This is a genomic window from Paenirhizobium selenitireducens ATCC BAA-1503, assembly GCF_900492185.1.
GTDB lineage: Bacteria > Pseudomonadota > Alphaproteobacteria > Rhizobiales > Rhizobiaceae > Allorhizobium > Allorhizobium selenitireducens_A.
In genome coordinates this window covers 488,702-506,778 of the sequence record NZ_UEYP01000003.1, presented here as the reverse complement: position 1 = coordinate 506,778, position 18,077 = coordinate 488,702, and the positions used below count along the sequence as shown (strand labels likewise).

The window sequence follows — 18,077 nt, the reverse complement described above, 5'->3', positions numbered from 1 at the left end:
GCTGCAAGGGTTCTCCGCGACTTCGAACAGAGATTAGCCGGGGGCGCTTTTCGGTGCGCTTAAACCGATCCCGACAATTTTAGCGAATTGCCGATTTTTCCCATTCCGGAACACGAGGCGGCCAGAGAGAGGAAGGGCAAGCTGCGGGGAAACCCTGTGCCGCCGTTGTTGCGGGGCGGCCGGTGACAGCGTCATCCGGTGCGTTTCGTCGTCAAATGACTTCGGTCTTGCCGTTCGCGATCTTCAAAACGGCCAGATGCCCGGTGGCGAAGGCGGCGGTGTCGATGCAGATGCGGCCCTTTCCATGGCTGACCTCCGGCGCCGGTGTGTGCCCGTGCACCACCAGGACCGGCAGTTCAGGGCCGCGACTGAGAAAGGGCTCCCGGATCCACAGCAGATCCTCGTCGCTCTGTTCGACCAGCGGGAGGCCGGGCCTGAGCCCCGCATGGACAAAGACGATGGGGCCGATGGTCAGCAAGGACGGCAGCGAGCGCAGAAAGTCGACATGGTGCTGCGGCACCGCTTCCCTCGTCAATGCCGCCAGACGTTCCAGACCGCGGGGCCGCTCGAGGCTATGGCTGGCATCTATGCCGTAGGAGAAGAGGGTCTCGCGCCCTCCGAGCTGCAGCCAGCTCAAGTGTGCGGCAGGATCGAGCAGGAAGCGGTAAAAAAGGTCGTCATGATTGCCGCAAAGGGCGACCCGTTCGAAACCCGCCGGTGGTGATATAAGAAGATGGTCTATGACCTGGCGGGAGTTGGGGCCGCGATCGATATAGTCCCCGAGCATGACGAGGAGCTTCCTGCCGTCCGAAGCCGCCGCGTCGTCGAGAATTCGCGCTTCGGCATCGAGCAGGGTCGCGTGACAGCCATGGACATCGCCGATGGCATAGATGACGCTGTAGTCTGCCTGATCGCCGAGCGACAGCCTAGTTCTCTCCCCGGTGGGGCCGCCCGGCCGCATTCCGAGCAGTTTGTTCAGTAGTCTTCTCATTCCTGTCCGCTCATTACTCTTCACTCGGCGTGATCAGGGAACCGGCCGGCACGATCCGTGACGGCAAGCGGCCCCGCTTCTTCCCCATGCATCGCATGCCGAAGGGGTGACCGTCACCCCATGATGGAGGACGAAGGGAGATTACGGCAGAGGGGGCGGTTGGCGGCGAGGGCGGGTCGGATCGTGCGGCGGTCGACGCATGGGGGATGCCGGCCGCCTCGGATGTCGGATATCGCCTGTTCAGATCGCCAGCCAGAGGCGGGGATTGTCCGGAGACTGGATCTTGACCCAGCGCAGGTCGGTGTTCTTCCACGGGCGGATGGCGCTGGTGCGGTTGTCGAGCACGAGATCGCCCTTGCTGGTCTTGACTACGAGCACGGCATGGCCTTCGCCGGAGCCGGTGCGGGCCACCGCGATCCTGAGGGCCCGCGGCGACCAGCCCATGGCGATCAGGCGTTTGCGCTTGATCAGGGCGAAGTCTTCGCAGTCGCCGCTGGTGCCGGAGACCTGCCAGAGGTCGCCGCCGTCGACCGCAAGGGGATCGCTTTCGGCGCGGAGCTGGCGATTGACGCTTGCATTGATGCGCTTGAGCTGGCTTTCGCGATAGGCAGTCAGCGCGACGACCGGCGAGCCGGCATTCTTCCTGCATTCCGCAGGGTTTTGCATGCAGAACTTGACATGGGCGAAGGGCGCGAGCGTCGGCCTGGCGGCGGCGATGAAGCTGACCGGCGGCGTGTCGCGGAGATTGCGGGCGAAGCCGCCGGGGCCGGCGGCAGCGGCCGGCTGGGCCAGGGTGAGCGCGGTCAGCGCGACGACGGCGGTTGCAAGCAGTGTCTTCAGCATGTCCTCGTTCCCTGTTCGGCCGGTATCCGCCTGCTTGGCTGCAGGCTGTTGATCGCGGATTTGCTTCCGTTCGGATGTCCTGCCGCATTTCGCTGCAAGGGTTCTCCGCGGCTTCGAACAGAGATTAGCCGGGGGCGCTTTTCGGTGCGCTTAAACCGATCCCGACAATTTTAGCGAATTGCCGATTTTTCCCATTCCGGAACACGAGGCGGCCAGAGCGGACGTGCCGCTGCGGGGCGGTTTCGCCGAGGACCGCGGTGCAAGAAGAGTCGGCGGCCGGGAAGGGGAAGTTCTCAAGCGGCGAAGTCGCACCGCTCCTAATAAATTCGTCAGAATTTCGTAACCTGCAGAGGAAAACGAGCGACGCTTGACTGTTTTTCGGGCGTTTTGCACATATTATGCTCAGAATATTGAGTGATGTTCAATATATCAACATGAAAGCGAAAAATTTCGGCATGACATACTGCTTGAATGAACAAGTACCTAATATTCGTCGTATAGGAAAATTCATATCAAAGTCGAGTTCGGCATTTTTGATTCAACAAGAGTCTATATGTTAAAATTATGTTGTATTGTAGTCACACTATTGTATAGTTTTGTGAATTAACGTCGAGTCGTTCTACAAATCTGTTGCGTAAGTCGAATGCATGTCGGTTACTCAAAGATGAATTTTAGGATGATCATATGAGCTCCATGTCGTCTAAGCTGACAGTCGCCGTCATTTCATCTCTATTGGCCAGTTGTGCGGCCGTGCCGAATGCCGGGCCGTCTTACCATGCGATCGAGAGTCAGGCGGCGGTCAAGCTGTCGACAAAAGAAAAGAAGGTCGGCATTGATTACGTGCTGATCGACATCAACAAATCGATCCTGGGATACTTCCAGTCCGAGACGATTTCCTCCCTCAAGGATGGCTTCGGAGGGGGGCGCGGCGGGGCGCCCTCGATCCCGCTGGGCATTGGCGATGCCGTGGAGGTGTCGATCTTCGAAGCCCAGGCGGGTGGCCTCTTCATTCCGAGCGACGCCGGTAGCCGCCCCGGCAATTTCATCACGTTGCCGCCCCAGCAGATCGACAGCAACGGCAATATTTCCGTTCCCTATGCCGGCCGCATCCGGGCGGCGGGGCGCGCGAAGGAACAGGTCGAGCGCGAGATCGAGGACCTGCTGGCCAATCGCGCCATCGAGCCTCAGGTCGTGATCACAGTGACGGAACGCAAGTCGAGCCAGGTGGCCGTGCTCGGCGACGTGAATGATCCGCAGAAGGTCGAGATATCGTCGGGCGGCGAGCGGGTGCTGGATGTGGTCTCGACGGCCGGCGGCATCAGTGCGCCCGGTATCGAGACCTACATCACCTTGCAGCGCAAGGGCCGCACTGCGACGATTTCCTACAACAAGCTGTCGAATACGCCGGCCGAGAACATTTATGTCGCGCCCGGCGACACGATCTTCGTCAATCGCGAGCGCCGTACATTCCTGGCCTTCGGCGCATCCGGCGCCAATGGGCGCTTCGATTTCGAGGAATCGAGCCTGTCGATGGGCGAGGCCCTCGCCAAGTCGGGCGGCCTGCTCGACAGTCGGGCCGAGCCCGCGCAGGTCGCGCTCTACCGAACGGTCGACGCAAAGACACTGCACAAGTTGAACATCGATACTACGGCGTTCCAGTCGGAGGAGATCCCGGTGATCTTCCGCGCCAACCTGCGCGATCCGTCCGCCTTCTTCGCCGTGCAGAAGTTCGCGATGCAGGATAAGGACATCATCTACATTTCGAACCATGACTCGGTCGAACTGATCAAGTTCCTCGACATCGTCAATTCCGTTTCGTCTACCGCGTCCGGTGTTTCGTCCGACGTCGTTGCGACGCGAGATGCTGTCCGGGAGATTGCGGATTGATTGAAGAACAAGAATATCCGAGTCGCGATAAACTGTATTTTCCAGATATTCTTGCTTGCGTTGCAAAACGCCGTCGATGAGGTTATGGGTATTAGTGTTTTATTAACTGTTGTTCTTGTGGAGAGATCAGGATGACAATGTATGAGGTAACCTGCCAGTTCGCCGCAAGCGTTGCTGTCGCCATGCTCGCCTCCTCACAACTGGTGTCTGGTGCGTCGGCCCAGGAGGGAGTGCCCGTTATTGCCTGCTTCCAGCCGCCGGCCAAGCTCAACGAGGGCGATATATCGGCATTTCTTTCCAGCCCGGCCTCGTTGCTGACGGAAAACCCGAATGGCGGTCTGCCGCTGGCGAGCCGCGTTCGCGCTCTCGCCGGGTCCAGTTCCGCGACGATCGACGCCATTCTCGCCCTGGTGACCGATGCGAATGTCGACCAGAAGGCGGCCATCGGTTCCGGTCTTGCCCGTGCCGCCCGTGCCTGCGCGGCGACCAATCCGGAATATGCCGCGCTGATCCAGGAAAAGGTCGCCGGCGCCAGTTCGGCCGAACTCGTGACCGCCTTCCTGGCTGCCAGTAACGAAGTGCAGACCGCTGCGCTCGGTGGCCTGACGGGCGGCGCGACGGGTGGCGGTGGTGCGGCTGCCGGTATCGGCGGCGGCGGCAATGCCGGCGGCGGCACGGCGGGAATGGGCGGCGATAGCGTCTATACCCAAAATGCCGGCAGCTTCTCGACCGGTGGAAGCGGCCAGTATTTCGGTTCCACGACGGATGGCAACGGCAGCGTCAGCCCCACTCGTTGACCGATTCGGTGCAATGATCCAGCAGCCGTCACAAGTGGCGGCGGCATCTTATGTCGCTTGTTTTATGAGGTGCTTTGTTGCTGTCGCCAGATAAGATCGCCGTGCGAGATGCAGATGAGTGGGGATCGGAGACTGGACCGGAAGTTTCGCTCGATTTCGAACGGCTGATTGCGATTGGACGCCGTCAGTGGCGCGTCGTGGCGTTGTCCGCGGCGGCAAGCGTCTTCCTGGCGATCGGCTACGTCCTGACGGCCGTACCGCTTTATACGGCTGATACGACCGTTCTCATCGACCGCAGCAAGAGCAACATCGTCGACCAGTTGTCCGCAATGGGCGGGGTCGATGCCGACGAGGCGACGGTTCTCAGCCAGGTGGAGCTGTTGCGTTCCGACACGATTGCCGGGGCCGTCGTGACCAAGCTGCAGCTTGTCGATGATCCGACCTTCAACGCGGTGAACAGCACCCCGCTGACGGCGGTCAAGGGTGCCGTTCGCAGCGTTATGACTGTCTGGAACTGGTTCTCGCCTGCCGTCGAGACCGCGGAGGAGCTTGAGAGGAGGAAGAATGCCGCCATCTCGAAGCTCTTGTCGGGCCTTGAAGTCTCGCGGATCGGCCGCACTTTCGTTCTCAAGATCAGCTACACTTCGCCCAGCCCGCGGCAGGCGGCCGCGATCGCAAGGGCGGTCGCCGATGCCTATCTGGTCGACAAGCTGGAATCGAAATACGATGCCACCCGCCGCGCCAGCATCTGGCTGCAGGAACGTATCGATGAGCTGAAGCAAAAGGCCGTCGAATCCGACCTGGCCGTCCAGAAGTTTCGGGCCGAGAACGGGCTGGTGACGGCGGATGGCCGCCTGATCAGCGACCAGCAGCTGACCGAGCTGAACAGTGCCCTGATCGTCGCGCAGGCGGATGTCGCCAAGGCCCAGGCGCGCCATGACCGGATCAGATCCATCATCGATTCCGGCCGCACCGATGCGATCGTCACCGACGTTCTCGACAGCTCGATCTCCAACGATCTGCGCAAGAAATATCTCGAAGCCTCCAAGCTCGAGGCGGAGATCTCCAGTCGCCTTGGACCGAACCACGTACAGGCCGTGCGGTTGCGCTCCGAAATGCGCGAGTTCGAGCGGCTGATGTTCGAGGAACTCGGCCGGATCGCCGAAAGCTACCAGAGCGAGGTGACGGTTGCCCAGTCGCGCCTCAAGTCCCTGCAGGAGAATGTCGCGGCGGCACAAGGGGCGAGTGCGATCGCCGGCGAGAGCCAGGTCCAACTGCGCGAGCTGGAACGCAATGCCGAGTCCTACCGCAGCCTCTACCAGACCTTTCTCCAGCGGTTCCAGGAGGCGACCCAGCAGCAGTCCTTCCCCGTGACTGAAGCGCGTGTCATTTCTGTCGCGAACATCCCGGAAAGTCCGAGCCATCCGCGCAAGGCGCTGACCCTTGCCATGGCGCTTCTGCTCGGTATCGGCGTTGGCGGCGCGATCAGCGCGTTCCGCGAGTTCCGCGACCGCTTCTTCCGGACCGGCGACCAGATCCGCGAAGTCCTGGGTCTCGAATATCTCGGAAGTGCTCCTCTGGTCGCGGATGGCAATTCGGCGGCTGCCAAGGGCGGCGACCATCCGCGCAATATCCGTCGGGCGACCGTGATTGCCAGCTATGTGCTCGACCATCCGCTTTCGATGTTCGCCGAGACACTGCGCAGCACCAAGATCGCCATCGACCTCGGCGCCAATGCCGGCGGAGCCAAGGTCGTGGGTATGATCTCCACCCTGCCCGGCGAGGGCAAGTCAACTGTTGCGATCAATTTCGCCGAACTGCTGGCGATGCAGGGTGCGAAGACCTTGCTGATCGATGCTGACCTTCGCAACCCAGGCGCCACCCGTGCCATCGGTCGCCATGCCGAGGCCGGGCTGCTGGAGGCGCTTATCGACAACCGTCCGATCCGCGATCTCTTGCTGCTCGATCCGAAGACCAAACTTGCCTTCCTTCCGGCCGTGGTTACCCGCCGCGTCCCGCATTCCTCTGAACTTCTCGCATCGCAGGCCATGCATGCGATCATCGAGACCGCCAAGGACAATTTCGACTATATCATTCTCGACCTTCCGCCGCTCGCTCCGGTCGTCGACGCGCGCGCCATCGCCCATCGGGTCGACAGTTTCGTTTGTGTGATTGAATGGGGCAAAACCTCGCGCAAGGCGGTGGCTGCCGCATTGTTCGCCGATCAGGCGATCGTCCGCAAATGTGTCGGGGTCGTGCTTAACAAGGTCGATGAAGAGAAGATGAAGCTGTATCGCACCTACGGGTCGAGCGAATACTACTATTCCCGCTACTCCTCCTATTATCATGAGGACTAGGATCTACTGATGTTGCGCGTCCGGCCCTCGATCGCCCTGCTTGTCGTCATTTGCTCGATCCTGCTGGTCGTCAGCATCCAGGACCTCGCAGCATCGGTGCGTTTTGGTCGCGTGATGCAGCTCGCCCGTCATCTGGAAACCGGTAGTCCCGTCAGTCGAGGGACTGTTACCGGCATTGCGGAGATGGCCGACGAGGTGGTTTCGGGGGACTATTGTCGCGCCGATATCGTCCGCGCCGGACTTACGGTGAAGCTTGCGGAGCTTGACCAGCGGAACTCTTACCACGACTATGATGCCTGGGCCGGCGCGCTTGCCGCAGCCGAGAATTATCTGCGGCACGCGATCGGCTGCCGTCCGACGGACGGAAACCTGTGGCTGCGGTTCGCCATGGTCCGGCGCGCGGTTGCCGAACAGCCGACCGAGATCGCCTTCCTCATGCAGCAATCGGTTTACTACGCGCCGGCCGAGCAGGGTGTGCTCGTCGGTCGTTTTGCCGTGTGGAATGACGCGGCGGCGACTACGCTCCAAGCCGCGCGATCCGCTGTGGAGACGGATCTCGCCACCGTATTGCGGTACGGGGAGCTGCCATTGATCCGCCAGATCCTGCAGAAGCCGGGCCATTCCCTCCGGCCCCTGGTGGAGGCTGCCGTTTCTTCGCTCAGCACCGAGCGCCGCGCTGTGCTGGCTGGCGCCAAGATCGGGTTATGAGCCGCCTCCATGGGTAGAAATTCCGATGGAATTGGGGTCCGCGGTAGAGATGCGCCCCTTCCCACCTCACATCGCTAAGGGATTGGGTGGATTTTTGCTGGCAACGCGATCAGCTCAGTGTTGCCTAGGAGCAATACTTTATTGTCTGGAATCAATTTCGGTTAATCAAAGATTAATTTTGCAGATGACTTTCGATAATATACGCATTACCATCTAAATGACGTTATTCTTACCTGCGTAAATTGTAGAGGTTTCCATTGGCGATTCTCGATAGACCCGGGTGCTCAGATCGTCGTGGTGATGTGTTTGAGCTTAATAGATTAAAGAATTTAAATGTATTTAACGGCACCTTGTTGAGGAGCCGAAACAAACCTTTTCAGCATGCCGCAAAGCGTGTGATCGACATAGGTGTATCCATGTCGGCGATCCTGATATTGTTGCCTTTCCTTCTTGTTGTTGCACTTTTGATCAAGCTGGACAGTCCCGGCCCTGTTCTCTTCAAGCAGGAGCGATGGGGCATGGGCTGCCGAAGGATCAAGGTCTACAAGTTCCGCTCGATGAGAACCGATCGGTGTGATGTCAGTGGCGTCAACCAGACGGTGCGTGATGATCCGCGGATTACCCGGATCGGCGCGATCATCCGGCGCACCAATATCGATGAGTTGCCGCAGTTGCTCAACGTGTTGAGGGGTGAAATGTCGCTGGTCGGACCCAGGTGTCATGCGATCGGCATGTTGGCCGCCGGACTTGCCTATGAAGAACTCGTGCCCGAATACCATCGCCGCCATGTCATGCGACCCGGCATGACCGGTCTTTCGCAGATGCGGGGTCTGCGAGGTCCGACGGACCGTCAGGCAAAGGCGCGGGCCCGCATTGCCTGCGATCTGTTCTATATCGACAATTTTTCGATCTGGCTCGACCTGCGCATCATCTTCGGAACAATCCTCTCCGAACTGAGGGGTGGCACCGGTTTCTAGCGGGTTTTCCGATGCGACGCGCATATTTGTCCGGAAATGCACAAGAAGAGGGAGGTCGTACGCTGCCGCATCTTCCAATGCCAATCATCGGCTCTCGTGCCGCACCGCCGCGACTTGCCAAACCTTTGGCCAGCGCGCCGTTGCTCCTAGTCCACTGCTCCGGATCTTCGCGGCCGGCCAAGCGAAATGGACACGAGCGGAGCGAGGACTGCGGCCAGGAACATGCTCAGCCCGGGCAGTTGCAGGGAGAAATCGAAGGCGGAGTGCAACAGGGCGAGAATGACGATGGCGATCCCCACCGCCGGATAGATGCGGGCCTTGCGACGCTCCCGAAGCCCGGTCACGAAACTCTTGAACAGGACGCCGACAGCAAGGATGAGGCCGATCGGGAAGATCAAGCCCAGTCCCAATTGGCCTTCCAGATAGAAGTTGTGGGCGCGGTCCCAAACACCCCGGATGGAGCATTCTGCCCGCCGGTATGCGGGAAAGCCGGCCTCGAATGTGCCGAAACCCATGCCCGCGACCGGGTAGTCGGACAGGGCGTCGACGATGGCGGTCGCGGTACAGAAGCGGTCGTCGTCCAGTCCGCTGAGTTCGGTTCGGAGCATGGTCTGCCCGGCAAAGGTCAGGCCGATCGCGACCAGCCCGGCAATCACCGCGGCGATTGCGACCAATCGGGAGCCCGCTCGCCTGTTCGGGGTGGAGAAACGGTATCGCGCCAGATCCAGGCCTGTTGCCGCGGGATAGGCGAGAAGGAACAGGAGGGCAATCAACGAACTGGCGATGCCGGCGCGCGACTGGGTCAGGGTCAAGCCGATGAAGGCTGTCGCGGCGAGGCCGAGAAGCAGAACGAACTGGCCGGTACCGCGCCGACCGCGTGCGGCCTTTCCATCGGCCAGGCGGGTGAGCAGCCCGGCCGGCGCGCCTTCCTGCGCCGACTTCCACAGCAGGCCCGTCAAAAGGATCGTCGCGAGACCGAGAAACGTCGCCGCAGTGTTCCGGTTGACGAACACAGCGGTGAATTGTCCGAGGTAGAACTGCTTTTCCGCGAGCAGCAGATAGCCGGGAAATGCGAGGTGTTGCGCGAGGCTGAGTGCCGCGAGGAAGCCGGCGGCGATGGCCAGGCGCCGAAACATGGTTTCCGCCCGTTCGTCCGAATGGCAGAGCAGAAGTCCGGCCATGAAGGTAATGAAGGGACCGGCAAGGGACACCAAGGCAGTCATCGTGTCGGCGGGTGCCACCGAGATTGTTGCGCCGCTTCGGCCGCTGACCGCATTTGCCTCGGGCCAGGCGGGATTTGCGAGCCCTGTCCAGGGGAGGCGGGAAGACTGCAGCACGATCATCAGCGCCATCGCGACGAGTATCGCCAAGGCGATGCGAAACACCATGTCGGTTCGCTGTCGTGCGGGAGCCTGTGTCGCGGCGGCGATGGCCACGATCGACATGAGCGAGGTGAAGACATTGGCGCTTTCGAGGGACACCGACCCGCGCGGCAGCAGGGCCGCCACCGCTGCCGCAACGAAGGCGGCGCACAACGCCCGGTTCGAGAGACCGGCGGTCGCCTGCGCTTGGCTTTGCTCGCTTTTGGCCGGCATTGCTCACTCCGTTGCCGTTCGAGATCCGCCCATGGGCGCGTTGCGCCGATGTGCTCCATTTGTGGTCAGATAAGATGGCCTTCGCACATGTCTATCCCCCTGATTCAACATGGCTTTCATCGACATGTCGGCCTGCCGATCCCTTTTATATTGGGGCGCTAGGGAACCTTTGCAGTTCCGAGCATCATCTTAGCCTAAGGAGTTCGTCGTCATCAAACTATAAGTAAACGGTCAGACGTAGAATTTCTGACATGCTGTAAAGTGCTATTTGTGATCGGCGCTTTTTTGAATTTATATGTTGTGTGTTTTGTTTTCTTTTCAATAAAGGTTCGTCGCGCCTATAGGAATCACGATGGAGCTTTCGCATTATTTCAGAAAAATCAAAGATAAGGCCTCAACTTAACCAATTGTAAGCTGCCTTATTGCGTCGCAGCATCCATAGATATAGTATTGATGCACAAGATTTATATAGCTGAAATGAAATGTATACGAAAACCTGTAGAATTTCAGTGAAGGGGCGAATAAATGGCCAAAGTTGCTCTCATAACCGGCGTAACCGGTCAGGATGGGGCCTATTTGTCCGAACTTTTGCTGTCGAAGGGCTATATCGTCCACGGGATCAAGCGCAGGTCTTCGTCCTTCAATACCGGTCGAATAGAGCACATTTATCAGGATCCGCATGAGATCGACCAGCGGTTCATCCTGCACTATGGCGACCTTACGGATTCCACCAATCTCATCCGCGTCGTGCAGGAATGCCAGCCCGACGAAATCTATAATCTCGCCGCCCAGTCGCATGTCGGCGTTTCCTTCGAGACGCCCGAATACACGGCGAATGCCGATGCCGTCGGCGCGCTTCGCCTTCTGGAGGCAATCCGCATCCTGAAGTTGGAGAGCAAGACCCGCTTCTATCAGGCCTCCACATCGGAGCTCTATGGCCTCGTCCAGGAAGTGCCGCAGACCGAGCGGACCCCTTTCTATCCCCGCAGTCCCTATGCTGCCGCCAAGCTCTATGCCTACTGGATCGTCGTCAATTATCGCGAAGCCTACGGGATGCATTGCAGCAACGGAATTCTGTTCAATCACGAAAGCCCGCTGCGCGGCGAAACATTCGTTACGCGAAAGATCACGCGCGCGGCCGCCGCCATACGCCTTGGAAAGCAACAGAAACTCTACCTCGGCAATCTCGATGCCAAGCGAGACTGGGGCCACGCACAGGAATATGTGCGCGGCATGTGGCAGATGCTGCAGCAGGACATTCCCGACGATTATGTCCTGGCGACTGGGGAGGCCACCGAGGTCAGAAAGTTCGTCGAATGGGCTTTCGAGGATGTCGGCATGCGGCTCGACTGGCGCGGGCATGGCGTGGACGAAAAGGGTTTCGATGCGGTGACCGGCAAATGCATCGTCGAGGTCGATCCCCGCTATTTCCGCCCGACGGAAGTCGATCTTTTGATCGGCGATCCGCGCAAGGCCCACGAGAAGCTCGGCTGGCGGCACGAGACCAGTGTCAGGGCTCTGTGCCGCGAAATGGTCAACGAGGATCTCAAGGTGATGCAGACCGCGACGATCATGAAAGAGGCCTGACGATGTATTCGCTTTCGGGAAAGCGCGTCTGGGTCGCGGGCCATCGCGGCATGGTCGGATCGGCGCTTGTGCGCCGGCTTGCCTCGGAAGGCTGCGAGACGCTCACCGTCGACCGCGCCGAACTGGATCTTCGCCGACAGGGCGCGGTCGAGGCTTGGATGGAGAGGAGCCGCCCGGATGCGGTCTTCCTGGCGGCCGCGAAGGTTGGCGGCATCCTGGCCAACGACACGCGTCCGGCAGAGTTTCTCTATGATAACTTGATCCTTGAGACCAACATCATCCACGCGGCCTATCGCACCGGCGTGGAGAAGTTGCTCTTCCTCGGGTCGTCCTGCATCTATCCCAAGTTCGCTCCGCAGCCGATCACCGAGGATGCCTTGCTGACCGGGGCGCTCGAGCCGACGAACGAATGGTATGCGATCGCCAAGATCGCCGGCATGAAGCTCTGCCAGGCCTATCGGCGTCAGTACGGCTGCGATTTCATCTCCGCCATGCCGACCAATCTCTATGGGCCGGGGGACAATTACGACCTGACGTCCAGCCATGTGATGCCGGCGTTGATCCGCAAGGCGGATGACGCCAAGCGTGCCGGCGACTCGACCATCACCGTCTGGGGCACGGGCACGGCGCGCCGCGAGTTTCTTCATGTCGATGACTGTGCCGATGCCTGTGTGTTCCTGATGAAGTCCTATTCGGCGGAAGGGCATGTCAATGTCGGCTCCGGTAAGGACATCACCATTCTCGAATTGACAAGGCTCGTCTGCGACATTGTCGGTTTTCACGGAGTGATTGACCATGACCTGTCAAAGCCGGACGGTACGCCGCGCAAGCTTTTGAACGTCGAGAAACTGCGGGCCATGGGCTGGGCGCCGAGGATTGCCCTCGCCGACGGCATTGCAAAAGCCTACGAGGCGTTTCTCGCCGGTCGGTCCATCCATTGCAAGGAAGGTGTTTCCGGATGAGCGACGCTTTCTCGGTGGCGCAGTTCGAGAATGTTGCCGTCGCCAAACCGGTGGCCGGCGATGCGAGCCTGTCGGCCCGCAAGGTTGTCGTCTACGGCATGAACTATGCGCCGGAAATGGCCGGTGTCGGTCGCTATACCGGCGAAATCGCCGAACATCTGGCGGAACTCGGCGCCGATGTAACCGTGGTCACCACTCCGCCCCATTATCCCGGCTGGAAGGTGCAGGCCGGGCATTCCAATCGTTATTCCAGGGCCAATGAAGGCCGCGTCATGGTGTTTCGTGCTCCGCTTCTGCTGCGTCAGAAGATGGGCGGCATCTGGCGCTTGCTCGCGCCCTTGAGTTTCGCGCTCACCTCCGGCCCCGTGGTGTTCTGGCAGATCGTCAAGCGCAGGCCGGCGACCATCTTCTGTGTCGAGCCGACCCTCTTTGCCGCGCCCGTGGCGCAACTGGCGGGCTGGCTGGTCGGTGCGCGGATCGTCCTGCATGTGCAGGATCTGGAGGTCGATGCGGCCTTCGCCGTCGGCCACCTCGCCGGCTTCCGATGGCTGCGGGCGCTGGGCCTTACCTTCGAGCGTTTCACGCTCGGCCGCTTCCACAAGGTGGTGACGATCTCCGGCCGCATGGCCGAGCGACTTCTGGACAAGGGCATCGCTTCCGACCGCGTAACGATCGTTCGCAACTGGGTCGATCTCGCGCATATCCATCCGATGGCGGAGGTCAGTCCCTACCGGGCCGAGCTCGGCTTCACCGATGAGGATTTCGTCGTCCTTTATTCCGGCAATATCGGTGCGAAACAGGGCCTTAAGGTATTGCTCGATGCGGCTGAGCTGCTTGCCGGCCAGACGCGGATCAAATTCGTCATCGCCGGGGAGGGGCCGGTGAAGCGGGAACTGGCGACAGCCTACGGGCATCTGCCGGCTGTCAATTTCCTACCGTTCCAGCCCTATTCCCGGCTCAACGAATTTCTCAACATGGCGGATCTTCATGCCCTTCCGCAAGACAAGGGCACAGCCGATCTGGTCCTGCCGTCCAAGCTCGGCGGCATGCTTGCCTCCGGCAAGCCGATCGTGGTGACCGCCGATCCCGGAACGGAGCTGGCGGATTTCCTCGGTGATGCGGCGATGATCACGCCCCCCGGGGATGTCGCGGCGCTCGCTGCGGCGATCGCATCCTGTCAGCGCCCGGAACGGGATCTTGGCCGACAGAAGCGGCTGCGACTGGCGCTTCGGCTCTCACGGCGGGAGGGTCTCACGCAGCTGGTCTCGGGTCTGGTCCAAGATACTCAGGCGGGCAGTTGAATGCTCGAAGCGATTACATCCACGGGAATCGGGCGGCGAATCCTGTCGGGATCATTGGCCAACACGGCCGGCATCGGCATGAGCGCCTTCGCCCAACTGCTGTCCGTGCCGATCCTCCTCGGCGCCTGGGGAGCCGAGAAGTACGGCATATGGATCATGCTGACCACCATCCCGATGTACTTCGCCCTGACCGACCTCGGTTTCGTCCAGGTCGCCACCAGCGAAATGACGATGAAGGTCGCCAAGGGCGAGAGGGACGCGGCTCTCGGGGTCTTTCAAAGCACCACGGCGCTCATCGCGTCTATCTGCGCAGCGGCCGTCGCCCTTCTGATTGGAATTGCCGCGGCTGTGGCAGCCATGGGCTATGTCACTGTCACACAGAATATGCAGCTTATCGTATTGCTGTGCTTTTTCTCGGCCTTCACTCTCCTTTCCCGGCTTCCGTTGGGTGCGCTCAGGGCGACCGGCCATTATGCGCTCGGAACTCTGGTCTATGATTTCCTGGTTCTGCTGGAAGGGCTGGCGGCTTTGCTGACCGCCCATGCCGGCGGGGATTTTTCCGCCGTCGCCCTGTGTCTGCTGGGCATGCGAACCGTCAACATGGCCGTGCTGAACATGCTTCTAAGCCGGCAGGTCACGTGGTTGCGCTATGGCCTGGCGCAAGCCCGCATCCGCGAGATCCGACGCCTGTTCAAGCCGGCAATCGCCGGGATGGTCATACCCGTGGCACTGGCGACCAGTCTCCATGGCGCAGTGCTGGTTGTCGGTGCGATCGTGTCGCCTGCCGCGGTGGCCGTCTACTCGGCCGTGCGAACCTGCAGCAGGCTGATGATCCAGGTCGTCGGCGTGGTCAACCGTGCGACAATGCCTGAAGTGGCGAAGGCCTTTGCATCCTCGGAAAACAGAAGTCTCGGCGCGATCCTGAGCATGAACGGCCTCTTGATCGGTGCGGTCCTGCTGCCCGGTACCCTGCTGTTCGCCGCTTTCGGCAAGGAATTCGTCGAGCTATGGAGCCGGGGCAGCCTGTCGCCGTCGCGCACCTTCGTCAGTCTGATGGCGTTGGCAACGCTCGTGCACGGCGCCTGGTACTTCCTGTCCAACATGCTGTTGGCGACGAATTCCCATGTTTCCCTTGCCAAGTACATCCTGGGTGCCTCCGCCATCACCCTCCTGCTGGCCGTGGTCCTCGGCGGATCGATCGGCCTGAACGGAGCCGCGATCGCGGTCATATCCGGAGAGCTATTGTGCCTGGCCGCGACGACGGTCGCCTTCCTGTCGCGATACCGGGAGGGCGGATGGCGCAGACGGCCTCGCCATGACAGCGCTGATCGCAAGTATTGAGATAGAGGACCTCCGGTGAATGACCGTCTCCCAGAAGGTGTGTTTCCAAAGCTCCGCAAGGATTGCCCGCGCCGATGCGGAGAATTCGCCATGAGCGGGAGGGCGTGAAGCATGGATGGCGTCCTTCTTGTCGTCTATATCGTTACCTTTTCCTGCGCCATCGCTTATGCGTGCTCCATCAGGCTCGATCACATCGGCTTTGAGGATGGTGTGCTCATTGGCCTGCTGTTCTTTATTCTGGCTCCGGTCACGATAGCCTTGATCGAGGGAGGAATATCGAGCCTCAGCATGCTGGCGGGGCCGTTCCGCCCCCTGCATGACCATGTCACTTCTGTTCAGATCTGCATCGGCTGCTTCCTGATCATTGCCTTTCATTGGCTTACCCGCCGTCTCATCCGACCCGCCAGGAGGGGCCGCGGTCCTGTCGATCGAAAGCATGGGGGTAAGCTCGTCATCGGCCTCTTCATGGCGATCTATGTTGTCTGCAATATGATCTACTTCCTTTCATCGGGAAAGATCGCCGGTGGCCATTGGCAGGGAAACCTCGAAGTCGGCCTCAAGAACAACTTGCTCCTGATCGTGATAGGAAACTTCTCGAATGTCTTTCGAGGCGCCATCTTTGGTGTCCTCTACAATTCTTACACAAAGAATCTCGCGACCAAGAAAACGGTCATATTGGTTGGCTTCATGGTCGTCGCATTCGATGTGTTGACGACGTTCAATCGAATTACGGCAGCCTATTACGCAATCACCCTGCTTCTCGTCTATCGTCGCCATTTTCCAGTCATTGCTCTGGCTTCGATCCCGGTGTTGCCGGTGGTCGGCTACCTCAGCATGATCTGGTCCTCCTTGCGGGGATTGGCCATCGTCGACGGCTATAGCCTGAGTGGTTTTGCCAATGCAGCCAGCGTGGTCAATTCGGCGATCACGAGCGGTGCGATGCAGTTTGGCCAGTCCATCAATGGGATATTTGATTCCGAGAACATCATCGTTCTTGACTGGATCGTGAAGAACACCGGTGAACAGTTTCCGATACTTTATGGATATACGTTCTTTCTCCGTCCGATCACCGTATTGATACCTTCGTTCTTCTGGCCGGAAAAACCAGGCGTATTCGGCGTCATGGTCGGTGGCCACCTTCAGGGGATATCGGGCCTTGCGCTGAACTCGACGATCTTTGGAGAGGCGTTCGGAAACTTTTACTATTTCTGGCCGATTCCGCTCTTTCTCATGCTCCTGGTGTTGAGTTTCATCTTCACCAGACTGTCGCGGCGGTGGCCGTTCATCGATGGCGCCTCGTTCTTTGTCGGGTTTGCTCTTTGGCGATTTGACATGTCCTTTGCCTTCATCTCGCTGTTGGGGCTGTCCGGGGTGATCGTCGCCTGGACCCTTATCAACAGGTTCTTCGCCCGAAGCCGAAGCAGGCATCGCAGGCCCCTCAGGGCACCTCCGGCCGTGATCGGCGGCCGGATGCCGCCGCGATCCTGGATGGAGGGCAATACGTGTCAGAGGTGAACGTCGTCTACCATCATTACCCACACTATCGCCGCCCGATAATGGCCGAACTTGTGGCCAATGGCAGACACAGGTACCGCTTCTGGGGAAGCACCGAGCCGATTGCCGGGATCGTCGCTTTCGCGGGGGATGACGAGGTTCCCGTGATCCCGCTCCGCTTCCGGGTCTGGCGTGGGCTGTGGTTGCTCAAGGGGTATTGGCCGGCGCTCCTTGATCGTCGCTGCGACGTGCTGATCGTGCTCGCCAATCCCAACATGCCGGCCAGTTGGTTGATGGCGATGGTCGGCCGTGCGACGGGCAAGAAGGTCTTCTTCTGGGCGCATGGATGGCTGAAGCGGGAAGGGTTCGTCAAAAGGCGCTTACGAAATCTCTACTTTCGTCTGGCGCATGGAATGCTGGTCTATGGCGAGCGATCACGCGAGATCGGGATTTCGCTCGGCTATCCGGCGGATCGGATCACCGTCATCTACAACAGCCTCGATTTCGACCGCGCCAGACGGCTCGTCGCGCAGGCCGAAGGCGCTCCGTCGGTGGAGCGACCGCAGGACCTCTTCATTGACAGAGATCGCCCTCTCGTCATCTGCACGGCGCGGCTGACCCGGCATTGCCGGTTCGACCTGTTGCTCGAAGCGGCAGCCCGGCTGAAGAGGGAGGGTAGCCCCGTCAACACACTGCTCGTTGGGGATGGTGCGGAGCGCCGGTCTCTCGAAACGCTGGCCCGCCAACTCGGCGTCGAGGCGCATTTCTATGGCGCCTGCTATGACGAAGAGGTTCTGGCGCGGCTGATCTACTTCGCCGACCTCACGGTATCTCCCGGCAAGATAGGGCTTACCGTCATTCACAGCCTGAGCTACGGCACCCCGGCGATCACCCATGGGGATCTCGATGCGCAGATGCCGGAAGTCGAGGCGATCGTGCCGGGCAGCACCGGTGCCTTCTTCCGCAGGGGCGACGCCGGAGATCTCGCGGATGTGATGAGGGCCTGGCTGACGTCCGGGAAGATCCGAAGCGAGGTCCGCCGGGCCTGCTACGACATGATCGCCGGTAATTGGAACCCCCGCAGGCAGCGTATGCTCATCGAGGAGGCCATTGACCGGGTCACGGCATTTCGGGGGAGCGGCGATGCGTAGACGCGGCGCGATCCCTCCTGTTCCCGAACCCATGCGGGTGTCGCCGGCCATTCTCGAGCGATGCCGCAAGATGGTGGATCGGCCGT

At 60.3% G+C, this 18,077-nt stretch carries 14 protein-coding genes; 11 read left to right on the top strand and 3 right to left on the bottom strand.

All coding sequences use genetic code 11. The features are described 5' to 3' along the window. Positions 1-211 precede the first annotated feature (211 nt). On the bottom strand, positions 212-991 hold the full coding sequence (locus RHIZ70P_RS08545; protein ID WP_115669948.1) for a metallophosphoesterase family protein: 780 nt from the start codon (positions 989-991) through the stop codon (positions 212-214). 240 nt (positions 992-1,231) lie between these two features. Continuing rightward, positions 1,232-1,834 carry a transglutaminase-like cysteine peptidase gene (locus RHIZ70P_RS08540; RefSeq protein ID WP_115669947.1) on the bottom strand — a complete coding sequence of 201 codons (603 nt, stop codon included), beginning with the start codon at positions 1,832-1,834 and terminating at the stop codon, positions 1,232-1,234. A gap of 684 nt (positions 1,835-2,518) precedes the next feature. Between RHIZ70P_RS08540 and RHIZ70P_RS08535 the strand changes: the two genes are divergently transcribed. From RHIZ70P_RS08535 to RHIZ70P_RS08515, 5 genes are all read left to right on the top strand, one after another. Then, positions 2,519-3,721: a polysaccharide biosynthesis/export family protein gene (locus tag RHIZ70P_RS08535; protein ID WP_235842179.1), complete on the top strand. Its 1,203-nt coding sequence runs from the start codon at positions 2,519-2,521 to the stop codon at positions 3,719-3,721. A 137-nt stretch (positions 3,722-3,858) separates the two neighbouring features. Then, positions 3,859-4,518: a hypothetical protein gene (locus RHIZ70P_RS22960; RefSeq protein ID WP_181903979.1), complete on the top strand. Its 660-nt coding sequence runs from the start codon at positions 3,859-3,861 to the stop codon at positions 4,516-4,518. Positions 4,519-4,595: 77 nt separating this feature from the next. Further along, a complete protein-coding gene (locus RHIZ70P_RS08525) occupies positions 4,596-6,875 on the top strand; it encodes a polysaccharide biosynthesis tyrosine autokinase (protein ID WP_115669946.1) in 2,280 nt (759 codons plus the stop codon). Positions 6,876-6,884: 9 nt separating this feature from the next. After that, the gene (locus tag RHIZ70P_RS08520) at positions 6,885-7,583 is read left to right on the top strand and encodes a hypothetical protein (protein WP_115669945.1); all 699 of its coding nucleotides are present in this window, start codon (positions 6,885-6,887) and stop codon (positions 7,581-7,583) included. A gap of 350 nt (positions 7,584-7,933) precedes the next feature. After that, the gene (locus RHIZ70P_RS08515; protein WP_328588179.1) at positions 7,934-8,560 is read left to right on the top strand and encodes a sugar transferase; all 627 of its coding nucleotides are present in this window, start codon (positions 7,934-7,936) and stop codon (positions 8,558-8,560) included. 146 nt (positions 8,561-8,706) lie between these two features. Here RHIZ70P_RS08515 and RHIZ70P_RS08510 read toward each other — a convergent pair whose 3' ends face one another. Beyond that, positions 8,707-10,155, bottom strand: coding sequence for an O-antigen ligase family protein (locus tag RHIZ70P_RS08510; protein ID WP_115669943.1), 1,449 nt, complete (start codon positions 10,153-10,155; stop codon positions 8,707-8,709). A 525-nt stretch (positions 10,156-10,680) separates the two neighbouring features. Here RHIZ70P_RS08510 and gmd point away from each other — a divergent pair. The 6 genes from gmd (at position 10,681) to RHIZ70P_RS08480 (ending at position 17,991) form a co-directional block, all read left to right on the top strand. After that, positions 10,681-11,742 carry a GDP-mannose 4,6-dehydratase gene (gmd, locus tag RHIZ70P_RS08505; protein WP_115669942.1) on the top strand — a complete coding sequence of 354 codons (1,062 nt, stop codon included), beginning with the start codon at positions 10,681-10,683 and terminating at the stop codon, positions 11,740-11,742. Positions 11,743-11,744: 2 nt separating this feature from the next. Then, positions 11,745-12,704, top strand: coding sequence for a GDP-L-fucose synthase (gene fcl, locus RHIZ70P_RS08500; RefSeq protein ID WP_115669941.1), 960 nt, complete (start codon positions 11,745-11,747; stop codon positions 12,702-12,704). Next, complete coding sequence (locus RHIZ70P_RS08495) at positions 12,701-14,005, top strand: WcaI family glycosyltransferase (RefSeq protein ID WP_115669940.1); 1,305 nt, start codon at positions 12,701-12,703, stop codon at positions 14,003-14,005. The genes fcl and RHIZ70P_RS08495 overlap by 4 nt, the downstream gene beginning before the upstream one ends. Further along, on the top strand, positions 14,006-15,346 hold the full coding sequence (locus RHIZ70P_RS08490; RefSeq protein WP_147293977.1) for a lipopolysaccharide biosynthesis protein: 1,341 nt from the start codon (positions 14,006-14,008) through the stop codon (positions 15,344-15,346). A gap of 111 nt (positions 15,347-15,457) precedes the next feature. Continuing rightward, positions 15,458-16,861, top strand: a complete 1,404-nt coding sequence (locus RHIZ70P_RS08485; RefSeq protein ID WP_115669938.1) for a hypothetical protein — start codon at positions 15,458-15,460, stop codon at positions 16,859-16,861. Continuing rightward, a complete protein-coding gene (locus RHIZ70P_RS08480; RefSeq protein WP_147293976.1) occupies positions 16,849-17,991 on the top strand; it encodes a glycosyltransferase family 4 protein in 1,143 nt (380 codons plus the stop codon). Before RHIZ70P_RS08485 ends, RHIZ70P_RS08480 begins: the two co-directional genes overlap by 13 nt. The last annotated feature ends 86 nt before the right edge of the window (positions 17,992-18,077 follow it).